The organism is Alkaliphilus metalliredigens QYMF (genome assembly GCF_000016985.1).
In the GTDB taxonomy this organism is placed as follows: domain Bacteria; phylum Bacillota; class Clostridia; order Peptostreptococcales; family Natronincolaceae; genus Alkaliphilus_A; species Alkaliphilus_A metalliredigens.
Map to the genome: position 1 here is coordinate 2,937,117 of NC_009633.1, position 15,895 is coordinate 2,953,011.

General features: G+C 35.2%; 12 protein-coding genes, 1 pseudogene and 1 riboswitch. Of the genes and pseudogenes, 5 read left to right on the forward strand and 8 right to left on the reverse strand.

Translation table 11 applies throughout. The features are described from left to right. Positions 1–31: 31 nt before the first annotated feature. A complete protein-coding gene (locus AMET_RS14405; protein WP_012064041.1) occupies positions 32–1,789 on the reverse strand; it encodes a DUF4153 domain-containing protein in 1,758 nt (585 codons plus the stop codon). 265 nt (positions 1,790–2,054) lie between these two features. On the opposite strand from AMET_RS14405, the gene AMET_RS14410 reads away from it, so the two are divergent. Further along, positions 2,055–2,459 (forward strand): hypothetical protein, encoded by a 405-nt coding sequence (locus AMET_RS14410; protein WP_041720856.1) that lies wholly within the window; start codon positions 2,055–2,057, stop codon positions 2,457–2,459. A gap of 148 nt (positions 2,460–2,607) precedes the next feature. Here the strand turns inward: AMET_RS14410 and AMET_RS14415 are convergent, their stop codons facing one another. Together AMET_RS14415 and AMET_RS24405 are read right to left on the reverse strand one after the other, a co-directional pair. Next, the gene (locus AMET_RS14415) at positions 2,608–4,632 is read right to left on the reverse strand and encodes a sensor domain-containing protein (protein ID WP_012064043.1); all 2,025 of its coding nucleotides are present in this window, start codon (positions 4,630–4,632) and stop codon (positions 2,608–2,610) included. Positions 4,633–5,444: 812 nt separating this feature from the next. Next, positions 5,445–7,595 carry a putative bifunctional diguanylate cyclase/phosphodiesterase gene (locus tag AMET_RS24405; protein ID WP_012064044.1) on the reverse strand — a complete coding sequence of 717 codons (2,151 nt, stop codon included), beginning with the start codon at positions 7,593–7,595 and terminating at the stop codon, positions 5,445–5,447. Positions 7,596–7,679: 84 nt separating this feature from the next. Continuing rightward, positions 7,680–7,765: riboswitch (cyclic di-GMP riboswitch) on the reverse strand. A gap of 276 nt (positions 7,766–8,041) precedes the next feature. Here AMET_RS24405 and AMET_RS14425 point away from each other — a divergent pair. The 4 genes from AMET_RS14425 to AMET_RS14440 are packed head-to-tail and all read left to right on the forward strand — an operon-like array spanning position 8,042 to position 10,113. Continuing rightward, on the forward strand, positions 8,042–8,590 hold the full coding sequence (locus tag AMET_RS14425; RefSeq protein WP_041721696.1) for an RNA polymerase sigma factor: 549 nt from the start codon (positions 8,042–8,044) through the stop codon (positions 8,588–8,590). A gap of 2 nt (positions 8,591–8,592) precedes the next feature. Continuing rightward, on the forward strand, positions 8,593–9,048 hold the full coding sequence (locus tag AMET_RS14430) for a hypothetical protein (RefSeq protein ID WP_012064046.1): 456 nt from the start codon (positions 8,593–8,595) through the stop codon (positions 9,046–9,048). Beyond that, positions 9,045–9,746 carry a DUF2953 domain-containing protein gene (locus AMET_RS14435; protein WP_012064047.1) on the forward strand — a complete coding sequence of 234 codons (702 nt, stop codon included), beginning with the start codon at positions 9,045–9,047 and terminating at the stop codon, positions 9,744–9,746. The genes AMET_RS14430 and AMET_RS14435 overlap by 4 nt, the downstream gene beginning before the upstream one ends. Further along, a complete protein-coding gene (locus tag AMET_RS14440; protein ID WP_012064048.1) occupies positions 9,736–10,113 on the forward strand; it encodes a GerW family sporulation protein in 378 nt (125 codons plus the stop codon). The genes AMET_RS14435 and AMET_RS14440 overlap by 11 nt, the downstream gene beginning before the upstream one ends. A 99-nt stretch (positions 10,114–10,212) precedes the next feature. Here the strand turns inward: AMET_RS14440 and AMET_RS14445 are convergent, their stop codons facing one another. From AMET_RS14445 to AMET_RS14460, 5 genes and pseudogenes are all read right to left on the reverse strand, one after another. Beyond that, positions 10,213–10,977, reverse strand: coding sequence for a MerR family transcriptional regulator (locus AMET_RS14445; protein WP_012064049.1), 765 nt, complete (start codon positions 10,975–10,977; stop codon positions 10,213–10,215). A gap of 155 nt (positions 10,978–11,132) precedes the next feature. Then, positions 11,133–12,719: a PstS family phosphate ABC transporter substrate-binding protein gene (locus AMET_RS14450; protein WP_012064050.1), complete on the reverse strand. Its 1,587-nt coding sequence runs from the start codon at positions 12,717–12,719 to the stop codon at positions 11,133–11,135. Between the two features lie 86 nt (positions 12,720–12,805). Then, on the reverse strand, positions 12,806–13,192 hold the full coding sequence (locus tag AMET_RS14455) for a (deoxy)nucleoside triphosphate pyrophosphohydrolase (RefSeq protein WP_330368600.1): 387 nt from the start codon (positions 13,190–13,192) through the stop codon (positions 12,806–12,808). A 191-nt stretch (positions 13,193–13,383) separates the two neighbouring features. After that, positions 13,384–13,572, reverse strand: a pseudogene (locus AMET_RS25075) (hypothetical protein); the annotation flags it as partial. A 30-nt stretch (positions 13,573–13,602) separates the two neighbouring features. Beyond that, on the reverse strand, positions 13,603–15,591 hold the full coding sequence (locus AMET_RS14460) for a methyl-accepting chemotaxis protein (RefSeq protein ID WP_012064052.1): 1,989 nt from the start codon (positions 15,589–15,591) through the stop codon (positions 13,603–13,605). Positions 15,592–15,895 lie beyond the last annotated feature (304 nt).

Here is a 15,895-nt window from a genome sequence, read left to right on the forward strand (position 1 = left end):
CTTTCCCCCTTGATAATATGATTTTCCGTAACTAGCTCATTATTGAAATAAAAACATAAAACTCCATTCCTTCAACACTACCTTCATCAATGGATCTATTTTCAAAACCGTTGATTTGTTTGAATACCAGTTGAATTTTAATTACTTCATTCTGATCTACAAAGGTCATCTGTTCTTTTGTAGGATTACGAGTCCCTGTATTTTGACGATGAACCTCCAGGGCTAATTCTTCAATATTCTTAAAATAAATGGTTTCCTCTAGATGCTGAATTTCTAGTACTTTTTCTCCCCTGTCATAAACAATGGCATACCCATCCTTCAATTCTTGGAGGTTTTGATCCCCATATGTGGTATACTCTATAAAATAATCAAAGCCCCCGATATCAATGGAATGACCCATTACATTAAAATAATAACTAAAATGGTCTCTGTTTTGATAGCCTCCCCAGCCTTGATCATATAACTCAAATCCAAATAGTTCCTCCATTTGGTTGACTTGAAAATCATTTGGAAGGTATTTTATATCTCCTAAGCTGTGATATCGCTCAAAGTAAGAAATGATGGCACTGACTTCTCTCTTGTCTTCTTCCACAAACGCTCTGTCTGGCCCTTTGATATTTGAGGTCTGATCAATCATGTCATAGCGCTTTAAAATTTCTTGAAATCGATTATTTTGACTGATTTGGGAGATAGAATATGCACTCCAGGGTCCTGTAACCGTTGCCAAAGCCACTATTGCCAGGGTCATGGCAAGTACAATATTCTTCACATCCCTCTTAAGGGCATAATAAATCATCATACAAGTTACCCACAGTCCTATCAATAAGACAAAATACCTGCCTTCTGTGATCCCATAGGCATTAATTCGAATCCATAGGGCCACAAACATCATGCCTAATAAAGGAATAATAAGCTTTGGAAGACAAGTGATAAAGTATTTCATCCATTGACTGTTTTTTCTTAAGGGGTAAATGAAAAATAAAACAACGGTACTTACGATGGAATACCACAAAACCAAATTACCGATCAGCCCTTGGGGTAATTCCCTGGTTAAAAGTATTTGTCCAAAATAAATGTATAGAATCAATGTATAGATACTTAATAAGGGTAAGATAATAAATTGTAATAACACACTTAATACCTTGGGATAGCTTTCAGGTGAAATTTCTTCATTTCTAACAGGTACATCAGCAAGAAAAAATCCAGGAGCAAAAATCCCTACCACAATTAGGAAAACATCAAAAAAGAATTTTCCAGGGATTCCTGCATCAAAAAGCAAATTAATGGTACCTAAAATTGCAGCAATACCTAAATAGAGAATGACAGAATACAGATATGTCACAATAAATCGAGTCAATAACTTGACAACATAGCGTTCATAATTCTCCTTTTTCTCTAAATATGGGATAAATGTGAATGTCAAATAAAGAAAAATGCTATGCCCAATATACCTCGTTACAGTTACCATTTCCATGTCCTTTAAAAAGAAAAAATAGTAGAGTATGAGTAGTAGTCCACTTCCAACATGGGCTAGGATTCGATGATGCTTTTCAGACTTCGTTCTACCTTCAAAGAGTACATATATACATAAACTCAAGGGAATTCCAAGGCTCAAAGCCATCACAATATGATTGTATATTTCCCTTGTCTTTCCAAAGGGAATGGAACTGTGGTTAATAAAAATAGAGACCGCCACTGCCAATGCACCAAAGAGCATTGTAATTGGAAACCGCTTTAAACTCATATCTAGTTTATTGGTTACCCTTTTCATTCGTTCAGCAATATTCATTTTGATCATCCTCTATTATATTATTCTTATCTAATTCAATCATACCATTTTATAACGGTCAAATGTAAATCAGATTAGGTCTAGGAGTGTTCATTTTATACATATGATTCTAAAGGGAATCGCCCCTTACATATCAAGAAAACAACTTGTATCTCTAAAAATATTAAGGATTTTCCCAAATAATTCTTTTCTAATGGCAAAAACTATTATACAATCGAATTGTATCCACCTTTTTTCGACATTTTTTTTAAATAGGAGGCGCCTTATGGAAATCAATGATATAAAGGGAATGTATACCTTAAAAATAGATTTAATTAGAAACGTGGTGTATGAAACCCCCAGAAATTATTGGAAGCACGAAGATTACCTCAGGCTACATAATGAATATGTGACCAAAGTTGTTCCCCTTTTTAATGGAAAGCCATGGCGAAAGTGTTGTGATTTAAGAACATATCACATCTCCATGATCACCGAAGACATACAAGATCATGTTAAGTGGGGATCGAAGAATGGATTCATTGGGGGAGTCATTATTATTGATTCTTCAAATCCTGCAACGTCAGCCATTGCGCTTCAAATGAAGCTAGGTACAAAGCATATTGATTTTGACACGATGGTATGTGAAAGTCTTGAAGAAGCCAACCTTTGGTTGGAGAGTCGATTACCTTAGTATATTTTAACTCCTGAAAGTGGTTATCTATAAGACATAAATAATATAATTAAAAGATAAAACAGAGTCAGTTTTTAACTTTTGAACTCACTTTATTTTATCTTTTTTTATGAGATTTTAAAATGCTAATCCATGAAGATTTCAATGTCTACTTTAATTTTTCTTGTATCTCATGGATTGGTATGGGTCTACTCATTAAGTAGCCTTGTCCACTTTCACAAGAATGCTCCTTCAAGAATGCTAACTGTTCTTCTGTTTCAATCCCTTCTGCCACTACTTTATAATTTAAATCTTTAGCTAAATATAAAATAGATTTAATGATAAAGGATTCCTTACTGTTCTCCTTGATGCTCTTCACAAAACTTCTATCCAATTTAACAATATCAATGGGTAAAACATTTAAATAAACTAATGATGAATAGCCTGTTCCAAAGTCATCTAAAGCAATTTTCAAACCTAATTTCTTGAGTTGCTCTAATCTTTCAATTGCAAACTTAACATTTGATATAATAGCAGTTTCTGTAATTTCAATTGTTATTTTAGAATGGTCTATATCAAAGGAACTGATGATCGCTTCCACTTCTTGAAAGTTCACGTTGCTCATCAATGTTTTGCTAGAGAGGTTAATGGCGATCTCTAAATTTATCAATCCTTGTTTTTCAAACTTTTCTTTTTGAGTTAAGGCTGTTTTGATAACCCACTTTTCTATCTCATATATTTGACCAGTTTCTTCAGCTAGAGGAATAAATTTTGCTGGAGAAATAAACCCTTTTTTAGTATGAATCCATCTTATTAATACCTCTAATCCACTTATTTCTCCCGTATTTAGATTATACTGTGGCTGATAGTAAAGCACCAGTTCCTCTTTTTCAATGGCATGCTGAAGATGATTGGTCATCTCTATATGCTCTGCATTACTTTCTAGTATTTCATCCACATAAAACAACAGTCTTCCCTTACCTTCTCTTTTAGCTTTACTCATTGCTAAGTCAGCATTTCTAAATAAGATGGTATGATCAAGACCATCTTGGGGATACAATGAAACCCCCATACTGAAGGACACAAAAAATTTATGATGATTACTTGTCCATGTTTTCCCTAGGCTATGTATTATCTCTCCTAGTAAGTGCTCCACATGCTCCTTTGAGGTTGGTTCCTTCAGTAATATTGCAAATTCGTCACTAATGAGTCGTCCAACTATATGTGGTTTTTCAACCGCGTTGTGTAGCTTATCTGCTATATATTTTAGAAATTCATCTCCAATAGAATAACCTAAAGTATTATTAATGTATTTAAAATTATTAAAATCTAAGTGAATTAAGGCAAAGGATACATCTTCTTCTATTAGTCTGGTTACTTCCACTTCTAAGAATGTCCTTTTATACAATCCAGTCAGTGAATCATAGAATGCTGCATTTTTCAATTCCTCTTCCAATGCCTTTCGATTGGTAATATCCACCCCGATGGAAAGAATTTCAGTGGGTTCACAATGTTCTTGATGCTGTAATACACTACTATTCCAAAGGAGATCCACTCTCTTTTGATCACTGGCAATGAACTCAAGCTCATGATTCTTAAATTGTTTGCTATTTTTCACTTTTTTAAAAATATTCTCCATTAAATTTTCATCCGCTTCAGTGTTCAAAAGATCCCACCATTTCTTGTCATAGAGCTCATCCTGACTATATCCAAATATGGATTCTCCAAAGGGATTCAGACTTTTAATTTTCCCTTCTTCATCCCAAATTCCAATAACCACTGGTGCTTCTCTAATAATACTTTCAGTCAAATCCTTTTGATACAATAGTTCTTGTTCCGTCGCCACCAGTTCCTCGTAAGTTGCCTGTAATTCTTCAAAGGCTTCTTTTATTTTCATGATCGATTTTCCAAATAATACCGAACGCTTTTCCACTAATACATAAATTAGTATCATGGTCACCAAGACATATAGCCAACCTTTATATGTCTGAATTTGTCTATAAATCGTGATATTTTGTACCATTATATAAAGTATCTTATCGGATAAGGCGATCCACAGTAATCCAAAGATTCCATAGATACCTGTAATGAACATGGCTTCTTTATGGGGATTGATTTGATGGTTTTTATCAAGATATTGATTAATATTTTCTTCATTTTTATGTAGTTGGTTTGTTTTGCTTTTAAAAAGCATCGCATCATCCCCTTTTTTTGTTTCTCCATGCAATACAGCTTTATAAAGATCTTATCTTCGGGGCATAAGATTCTCCACCGCATTCTCCAATATCTCAGTTCGGTAAAACCAGTAAATTGAGTTTCCTGTATTTTGAGAAAGTCGTCTCTTCCTTACCACTATTTACGATAAATGAATTGTAAAGCTATTACTATAGATTCGTCAATTATCAGCAACTTTCCTTCTTTTTCCGTATTTTTTTTCCTGAAATCACATATTATTTTCTCCATTTTGGGTTTTCGCCCCCTTAATCAATACAAACTTCCCTTTCATCAATGATACCCTAAATATATGGTGAATCACTTCAAATAAGAAAGGATTTAATTGAATATGAATGCTGCTTTCCTACACTTAAATCATTAAAAGTTATTTACTCTTTTAAATTCGGGTATACATGACTTATAATACTGAAAATCGATGTTTAATAATCAATCCATCTATTTCATTAAATCCTCTAAAAAATCTAGTTAAAAAAGGAGTTGTTTATGTGAAAATCAATCAAAAAAATTATTAATGAGTTTAGTTTTAGTTTTTTTAATTTCATTGCTTGTGGCATGCAGCGTTTTTCACTCACTTATTGCGTTATCGCAAAAAAGTATTGCCAAGGTCCCCACATGAATAAGCAGGAGCCTTAGCAATACATTGTAGATAAATCTTACGCGTTTTCGTATAAAAAATAAGCTTATCAGGATAAGTGTAATCTAAAAGAACGATGTACATTCCAATCAAAATTAATTTTTTAAAAACCAGTAGAATCCTCACCTCCATGCTTTTTATTCATCATACTCTTCAAATAAAAGCTTATGTAAAAAGTTATCGTTATATATTTTTTCCACCTCTTTTACCTCCAATGGCCTGCTAAATAGATAACCTTGGATGTAGTTGCTCCTTGCTGCTTTCAGTTGTATATATTGAGCTTCCTCTTCTATGCCTTCTGCCACTACATCTAGATTTAGACTATGGGCAAGGGCAATGATTCCACCTATCATCTTGAAATTTTTTGTTTCCAGATATTTATCACTTAAGGATTTATCCAACTTTATTTTATCTACTGGTAAAAATGTTAAATAACTAAGAGAAGAGTACCCAGTACCAAAATCATCTAGGGCCATTTTCACCCCTAGTGCTTTAATTTGATTTACAAATTCAATTGTCTTCTCAATTTTTTCTAAAAAGAGACCCTCTGTAATTTCTATCTCAAGATAGTTAGCCTCCACATGATTTTCCTTGAGCTTAGCTTGTAAAAAATCAATATAACTTAAATCATTCAGTTGCTTTGCTGAAAAATTAATTGCTATTGGCTTTAGGGATAATTCCTTCTTTTTCCATAGGGCTACTTGCTTGATGACTGCTTCCGTTACCCATCTACCAATTTCTATAATCATTCCCGTTTCTTCAGCTACTGGAATAAACTGTGCTGGAGATAGATTGCTTTTTTTAAGTCTTAAAAGAGCCTCAAATCCCACAATTTCTCCTGTATAGGTATCAATTTGTGGTTGGTATAATAATTTAAACCCATCATCTTTTAATGCTATCCTTAATTTATTTTCCACTTCAATCTTTTCATTTAAATTGGTTAGCATTTCCTCATTAAAAAACATATAATTGTTTTTCCCAAAACCCTTAACACCATACATCGCCATGTCAGCATTCATGATTAGCTGACTTACACTATTGCTATTTGACGGGTATAGAGCAATTCCAATACTGCAGGTTAGATAAACTTCATCATCCTCCACCAACAACTTGTTACTAAATAAATCAATCACTTTTCTTGCGTAATTCTCAATTTTAAGAATATCCTCTTCTTCTTTTATAAGAATAAGAAACTCGTCTCCACCAAGTCTTGATACAACAAGATTTTCACCTTTTATATGCAATAGGGCTTCAGTCACTTTTTTTAACACCTTATCTCCATATACATGACCTAATGTGTCATTGATTTCCTTGAAATTATCAAGGTCTAATAGCATAATCGCCCCGGAACGATTATGAGTAAATTCCAGCTCTAGCTTTTCTACAAGCATTCTTCTATTAGGTAAATTTGTTAGGTCATCATGATAAGCAATATGCTCAATATATGCTTCCTGCTTTTTTAGCTGATAAAAATAGTGATTGATCTCATCAAGCATGGCATTAATAGAAGAAAACAACCCTAAAAAGGTGTCTCTCTCCGGTGATGGAAGCCGATAGCCTGCATTCTTTTCTACATCAATTTGACGAATACTTTGATCTAATTGATCTACTGGCTTAATTACATTTCTATGTTGTGCCCACAAAAACAACAAAACCATAATCATCGTTATCATGCTAAAGCTTAGAAATATAAAGTAAATAGAACCATACACATTTTTCATGGACAGACCGATTCCAAGTATTCCTATGATTTCACCATCATCAAAGAGCGGAACTGTTATTTCCAATACGTTAGCATTTAGGTCTTCAGAATACCACTCAGTTGCTATTGTTTCTCCCTTTAAAGTGCTTAGGTATTCCAGATCATCGGTATATACGATGCCAATGTCTCTAATATCTGAATCAGCTATGGCCTTTAACTCCTTGTCTACAATAAGGGCATAGGCAATATTATCTTCTTTAGCTAAGCTTTCAACAATTTCCTGGTAGTTAAATTCTTGTTTTAGGATTTCATTGTTAATGACTGGATTTCTTGCTTGTTTAAGCCCATCTTCTAGTAAATCATTAATTATCTTCATAGAGCTAATCTCATTATTAATTTTTCTAGTGGTTAAATTAGCCAAATTGATTCCGCCTTGTTTCATTTCATCTAACAGTAAATTTTTACTGATATAATAGCTCGTCACACTGACAGTTAAAATAGCCAACACCCCAATGAATAATGGCAGGTATACTAATTTGTACTTATTAACAATGTGGTTTTTCACTTTATGCTTTGACTTTGGCATGGGGTGCCTCCCCTCAATTCAATAGATTTTATTCAAAAAAATAAGTGCCTTAAAGGGCACCTATTTTGACAAAATATAACTTTAATAGGCAACCCGACTATCCTATCGTCAAACGACTTAGATTCGTGGCTTTGCGTCACCATCTTTCGATGGTTTTGCCTTTACTTATTTTTAAAAATGAATTTTTAAGAAATATTGCTAATTTTCAGATACAAAGTCCTATTGGAAGTAGGACTTTGTTCTTATTTCTACAATCATACTATCACAATTTACATAATATTTCAATATATGCCATCTCATATTTCCTTACAAAATGAGGAAAATAATCTTCCTAATAAGAAGATTTTAAATTTACTTAGTCTTTTTATTTTTTTTGCATATATTTGAAACTTTTACATCAATTTCGTGTATATAATAAGTGAAGGTCAAAAATGGGGGGGATACCTTTGGAGGTCTCTGATGAAAAGCTAATTAAGCTTTGCCAAGATCAAAACATGGAGGGGTTTGATCTATTATATACGAAATACCAAAGCTATATCTATCGACTATGCTACAATTATACCCACTCTAAAGAAGATTCCTTAGATTTATTACAGGAGGTATACATAAAAATCTATCAATCCATCCCTCGCTTTGAAAAAGGCCATCCGCTATCTCCTTGGATTAAGAAGATTACAATTAATACCTGTCATAATTTCGCTAGGGCTAAAAAACCAACCCCATTGCCTTTAGATCCCACATTAAGCATTCCATCTGCTGACAACGTTGAATTAGCATTATCCTATAAAAGCACTGAAAAACTACTGAAGACCAGTATCAGTCAATTGCCCCATGAAATAAAGTCGGTGATTCTTCTTAGGCATGTAGAAGCCATGAGCTATCAGGAGATTAGCCAATGTTTGTCCATACCCATAGGAACTGTCAAGACCCATTTATTTCGAGGAAGAAAACACTTAAAAGATCAGTTAAAAAAAGAAGGGGTTTGGGAGGTGTAGAATTGAACTGTTCATTTGATAAAAGCTTACTTCAAGAGTCTCTAGAAAATACAATTGAACCATTGGAGTCCATTATACTAGAGGAGCATCTGAAGGTATGTCATGGCTGCCGAAGGGATTTAATGGAACTGAAACTCCTTCTTTGGGAACTTGAGGAGATGTCTTCCGTTGACTTACCTCCCGAGGCACTTGATGTGAAAGCCCGTGTATTACATGATTTTAAAAATCGCCAACCATCTTCCGAAGATACTCATCCCTTCGGTATAAAGGATTTTGTTGACATTCAAAGTAACATACTCAGTAGTGCTACCCTCTTTCTAAGGTTTATTCCAGGAGCTAAGGTAGCTTCTAAGACGTCTAAGTCCACGATAAAAAAGGCATCTTCTTTGCTGGAAAACTTCATTACAGGATCCTTTAAGATAAGGTCCAAGAGTTCCTTGCTAAGGAATGGCCTATGATTTTATTAGCGATACTTCGTTATCTACTCCTATTTTTATTGGCAATACTACTATTAATCCTAATTATCCCAGTGGATTATCATTTAATGGCTTCAAAGGACCTAGTTGTCACGTTTAAAGGTCATATCGGCTGGTTTTGGCACTTAGTAAAGGTGGATTTCACCATCATCAACAACAGTCCTAAAGCGATAAGAATTAAACTTCTTGGTCTTCCTATTTCCATCCACACCAGTGGAGAAGAAAGGAAGACATACAAGAAAAAACAAGAATCAAAAAAACCGAAGAAGAAAAAGACAACAAAGAAAAAAGTAAAATATAAGAATAAGTTCCCATTAGCATGGGAACATGTTACCAGAGAGTTATTAGATGTTATTTTCTTGGCTATCAAAAGGGTGCTACATCATTTGAAACCCAAAAAGTTCAGACTTGAGGGAGTCTATGGATTTGATGATCCTTACTATACCGGTATCATACTGGCCATTACAAGTTCCCTACAGCCCTTATTTAATGACTCTCCCCTAGAGATAACCCCCTCTTTTGGGGAAACAAAGCTTGAAGGAGAGTTAGAAGTCCATGGTAGAATCATTGTTATTTTGTTTCTATGGATTGTGTTGCAACTTACTTTATCTAAGCCCATTAGAAAGATTCTAAAAATATTATTTATTAAAGAGAAGGAGGAAAAAAAACATGTCAACTAACTTTTCAGAAAATGCAGGTCAATTATTCGAAAAGCTTGAAAAATTCTTTACATCTAAAACCGTTGTAGGAGAGCCTATTACCGTAGGAAGTGTTACCCTCATACCCATGGTAGATATCTCATTTGGTCTCGGTACAGGATCAGGGGATGGAACCGATGAAAAAGGAAATAAAGGAGTTGGAGGTGGTGGTGGCGTTGGTGCCAAGGCTACACCAACAGCCATAATCGTCATCAAAAATGAAGAAGTTCAAGTCCTCCCAATCAGTCAAAGAGCTGGTATGGAAAAGCTTTTAGAAATGGTACCAGACATCGTTGCTAAGGTAAATTTAAATAAGGAAACAACACAAGAGGCTCCCAAAGAAGAGTAAGATTACACCAGTTTAGTGCTTTATATAATACCTTGAAATAACTACTCACAAAAAATACCTAGATATCATACTCTAGGTATTTTTTCTTTTTAGCACCCTTCAGTTTTTCACTCCTGCGTAAATATGAATTGCGTCTCTCATAAATGCTGCTGTTCCAGGTTGTTTTTTATCATAATATGCTCTAAACCTTTCGTCATCCACATACATCTGGGCAACTCCAGCATGGGCTTCTTTTGTATAGCTGTCCCAGTAAAAGCTTATCCATTGGCGATGTAAGTCTGCTGCTCTTTGGGCTAATTCACCTGCAGGGTCCCCGGTTTGAAGTGCTGTGTGAAATGTTTCAATCACCGCATCTGCAAGGGTGGTAATTTCATCATATTCTCCTTGTGTCATGTTTTTCAGTTTCTTATTGGATTGATCAATGCTCTTATCACCATACTTCTCACGGATCTCCTTACCATATTTCTTTTCATTTTCCTCGGTTAACTTTTTCTTAAAGCCTTCAAATTTTTCATGGTCACTCATTATTATTCCCCTCTCCTTTGCTGCAATTGTTTTATCTACATTTGCAATTAACCTGTCTAGTTCAGCTCTTTTTTCAAGAAGCTTCTCCTGATGCTGACCCAATGCCTTTAATTCATCAAAGTTAGGTGCAGTGATTATTTGTTTAATCTTTTCCAAATTCACACCCAGCTCCCTGTAAAAGCGTATTTGCTGTAGCCTATCTACTTCTTTTTCCCCATAAATACGATATCCGGATGAATTAACTCTTGCAGGCTTTAAAATCCCAATTTCATCGTAGTATCTCAATGTTCTCGTACTCACACCTGCCATTTGGGCCAGCCTTTGCACCGTGTACTCCATCCTCTCACCTCCTGTTAATCTTATGATACACCTTTACGCTACGTCAATGTCAACGGGTATTTTAAGATTTCTCTATATCGATTTTTTATATGAAGCTAATTTAAATAAAAAATACTGCCGGATAAGGTGCATTTCGCACCTTGCTCGGCAGTTTTTTATTTACCTACATATCCGGTTTGTTCAACCAAGCTTTGTCCCTCATCCGATAACACCCATTCAACAAACCGCTTTACATTTTCATCTTCATTAGATTTTAATGTCACTGCATAAACAGGAACTGTAAAGGGATAGGTCTTATTCCGTATATTTTCTGAAGACGGTCCAATACCATTGACCGAGATATGCTTAATTTGATTATTGTTAATCATCTCTGATGAGTAGTACATAAAGGAATATCCGATGCAATTCCTGGCATTTTTGTAGCCTGCAACTTGAGTAATTATGTCGCCCATCCCACCTGCATAAGTTGTTTCAGTAGGGGGGAGCATTTGGATCTCCTGCATGACCTGATTTTCCATTACGGTTTGACTACCAGAGTTTTCAGGTCTTTGGTAAGGCAATATGCTCCTATTTTCTCCGCCAACTTCCCGCCAATTTGTTATTTTGCCAGCATATATCTCCTGTATCTCTTTTATCGTTAGATTATCAACAGGATTTCGAGCATTTGTAAAGAAGACAAATGCCTCGTATCCAATGGGGACTAAGTTGAATTCTTCTCCCTTTACTTTAGCTAACTCAATATGTCCCTGAGAAGGTTCTGCCACAAATATGATGTCGGTTTCCCCATTGATTAACCGTTCGTATGCAGTGCCTGTTTTTGTACATTTGATGATGTCAAATGGTTCCTCTTCACTGGATACAAAGGCAGTATAAACGTCCTTTTCATGACTATTTTTATGTTTTTCATAATGTTCTCCTAGGCCTTGATACACTTCTTGTACAAAGGCTGCATAAACAGGATAGGCTGCGGTGGCCCCATCAAGCCGAGGCATCGTATCAAAGTCATTAAATTGCAAAGAAGCAGGTTTGTCTAGCCTTGCAAGTCCATTCCCCTCTTTAAATGGCGCAATTTGATAAAGGTCATATTCATTTAAATCCTTACTTATTGTGGATTCTCCGTAACGAAGTTCAATGATCCCATTACTAATCTTCTCCCTAGAAATCAGTCCGGAAAAAAACAAAGGAATAATCAGTGCAAGAACGTATGCCTTCCTTGTTTTAAATAAACTCTCATGATGTAATTCTGCCTTTGATAAAAACTCATGCAAATGGATCCCCAGGGCAAAACCTGTGTACCCCATGAGCTCTGCTACAATTGCCAAGTACTGAAAATTACCAAAAAAGAGTATTAAATGAAAAATAGAAAAGGCAGGATTTTTAAAAAAGTAAATTCCCCACCAAGTAGAATTATAATCATGAGGCCCCATGACAATTGCAAGGGTAGCAAAAATCAAAGTATAAAGAATAGGTACCATGGATGCAATATAGATGCCCTTCATTGAGGTTATCTTATTTTTTATACTCTTCTTAAACATAAATCCAATGCCCCCACCAATTAAAAGTGGTATCGTAAAGGCCATGAGCAAATAAATCAATCTACGAGTCTCTCTTCCCATGCTATCGGGTAAAAGTTGTCCTGAAGCCAGCTGCAAGCTTAGGGTTAGTGCTAAGGTCAGTATCAGCGGAATTAATAACATTGGTAACGCTAGGCATGATTTAATGTAATTTTTAGTTGGTGTCAACTGGTATCCCCCTTTAGAGTCAATATTTGTATCGGGTATTCTTATCCGAACTTACGAACGCTACTCCATTGTACCTTTGGTTAAAGCTACATCTCCTCCATAAGCCTCTTTATCAACGGTATATCCGCTGGTGAAAAATCAAATTGATCAAGTTCTTTCATACTTACCCACTTTACTTGATCGTGTACAGATAACTGAATTTCACCAGTCACCTTTTTAGAGAAATATGCTAATAATTTTATTTCTCCAGTGGCATAGCGATAAGTACTTTCACCAAAAAAATCACCTACCTCAATCTCTATATTTAATTCCTCTTGAATTTCTCTTTTTAAACAACCTTGAGGTGTCTCTCCCTTTTCCATCTTTCCTCCTGGTAACTCCCACATTCCTTGTAATTTTTCATTTTTTCCCCGTTGTGCTATTAGAACCAGATCATTTTTCATTATAATTGCTGCTGTTACTCTTTTCATCATAACCACCCTTAGCAAAAGAAACAATATGTAATCCATCCAAAATAACATCCATATTATACCACATTATTGCTTATTAATATATAAACCCTCTTCACTTTAAATTTGCATGATGAAAGCCCTCTCTTTATCATAGCCTAAAGACAGGACTTATCATCATTATTAGTCGATATCACTTAAATTGCATGGTTTATTTAATTACTTTTATATTTTCGAATGTGTCCGACGGATACTCTCTCCAGATTAGCCTCTTCTTTTTTTCCTCTTACCGTCACCTGTGTAATAGGAATATTCATTTCCCTTGCGATGATTTCCTTTACCCTGGATCTACAGAAACTACCCTGACACAATCCCATACCCGCTCGGGTCCGTCTTTTGATTGCGTCTGTTGATTTCTTTTAAATGATTCTATACTAGTATTTAAATTTGCCAATGCTTCCTTGCATTTCCTCGGATAAGCGTGCTAATGCTTCACTGGCATCGGATATTTCAATCATCGATGCAGTTTGTTCTTCCACTGATGCTGAGGCTTCCTCTGCACCCGCTGCATTTTCTTCAGCAATTGCTGCTAAGCTTTGCATAATACCCGCAAGTTCGTTTTTCCTCGCATTCATCGACTCAACGGATTCTACGGATTTATTTACGATTCCCTTCACTGACTCCACCTGTCCAGCAATGCCATCAAACTTGCTTTCTGTTATCTCTACACTTTCTACCTGCTCTTTAATAACAGATGAAACATCCTTCATAGTCTTCACAGCATTTTGAGAATTATTCTGTAGTTTCTTTAACATATCATCTATTTCTTGTACAGAACGAGCTGATTGTTCAGCTAATTTACGAATCTCCTCAGCTACTACTGAAAATCCTTTTCCCGCTTCTCCGGCTCGAGCTGCTTCTATCGCTGCATTTAGTGCTAATAAATTGGTCTGTTCTGCAATACCTTCAATTAGCTTACTGACTTCACCGATCTTTTCAGCACTTTCATTTGTCTCTACAGTACTTTCATAGATCGTTTGTATTGCTTTTTCATTATTCTTTGTTTTAACTGTTAATCCTTTTACAGTCTCTACACCTTCATCCTTTAAAAGCGTTAATTGCTTCATAGCTTCACTGATTAGCTCCATATCTTTTAAATCAGCTTCTATAATTTTACTTAATTCATCTGTTTTTAAAACGCCACCCTCAGTATCCTTTGCTTGTTCATTAGCACTTTCAGCTATTTGCTCAATTGTTTTGGCTACCTCATCTGCAGCAGTAGCTGATTGCTGACTAGTTGCGGTAAGTTCTTCAGAGGATGCAGCTACCTGTTCAGCCGTTTCTGCTATGTGTTTTATAAATGCCCTCAAATTATCTGTAATTGTTTGAAATGCAATTGCTAAGGAACCTACCTCATCTTTTCTTCTCATAAATGTTTCTGGTACATCTTCAGTAATGTCCAAACTAGCTATTTTTTTGGAGTGTTCTATTGTAGCAATAATTGGCTTTACAATGGAATTACCGATTAAATAACAAAGAATAATACTGATGATCAAAATAATGAATGTTGTCAAAGCAATACTTCTTTGTAACCCTGGAATCGCAGCCAAGACTTCCTCTTCATTAGCAGTAATCACGATGATCCAATCAGTTCCTTCTATATTGTAGAATCCTGAGTAAAGATTGTCTCCTTCAAATCGATAATCTGTTACCCCTGCTTTCTCTGCCATTACTATTTTAAGATATTCTGCTACAGGCTTTAATTCTTCATCACCATTAGCTTCTTCTATGGGATTCCATTGATTCATTACTCTTTCTCTATCTGGATGAGCTATGATTGTTCCTTCACCATTGATCATATAAGCATAACCTTGTTCTCCAAAGCCCATGTCATCAGTGATAGCGCTTAAAGCGTTTCCATCTCTTCTTCCGATCAAAACACCTACGACACTTCCATTATTTTTAATAGGGACAGCATACATCAAAACTGCTGAATTAGTCACCCTACTAGTAATGATGTCTGAAACATTAGATTCTCCATTAAATGCTTTTATGACATAACCTCTGTCACCAAGCTCTGCTGTTGCTCCATCTTGGTAGTATGTAGTGCCATCGGGATGTACGATCCCCAGGGCAAGAAATCCAGTTCCTTCTATTTGTTTCTGTAATGCAATCTGCTGTTGCTCAAAATCCATACTTTCCACATCTCTATTTCTAGCAATTGTTTCTAATGATTGCATACTGGTTTCAATTCGACTTTCTGTTAATTTTGCTCCTTCTTGGGCTAATCCTGTTAATGCACTCTCTGCTTCGTTGATAACAGCATCACTGGCTGTTGTCAACGAGATAAAGGCAAAGCTACCAGACACCAATAAGATTAGAATGCAGAAATAGACAATTAACTTTGTTTTTATACTTTTCATTTTCTTCCCCCCCCATATTCTATTTAGAAATTTAATTTCAGACTTTGTGTATACACCCCACACTTATCCTTCATGTGTTCCTCTTAATTGATTTTTATTATCACATAAATTAATCCATCAGGTTAACTTTTTAGTCGAAATTCGACATATCTTTACATTAATACCCATTTATCTGCTATTGTATCATTAATTTTACAGAAAAGAGCAATACTTCTATCATTTTTTATTTCCAATAATTATCATATAGATAACTGCTCACTCTATTTATGAATATATCAACATTCTCCCGAACTAGACATAAACA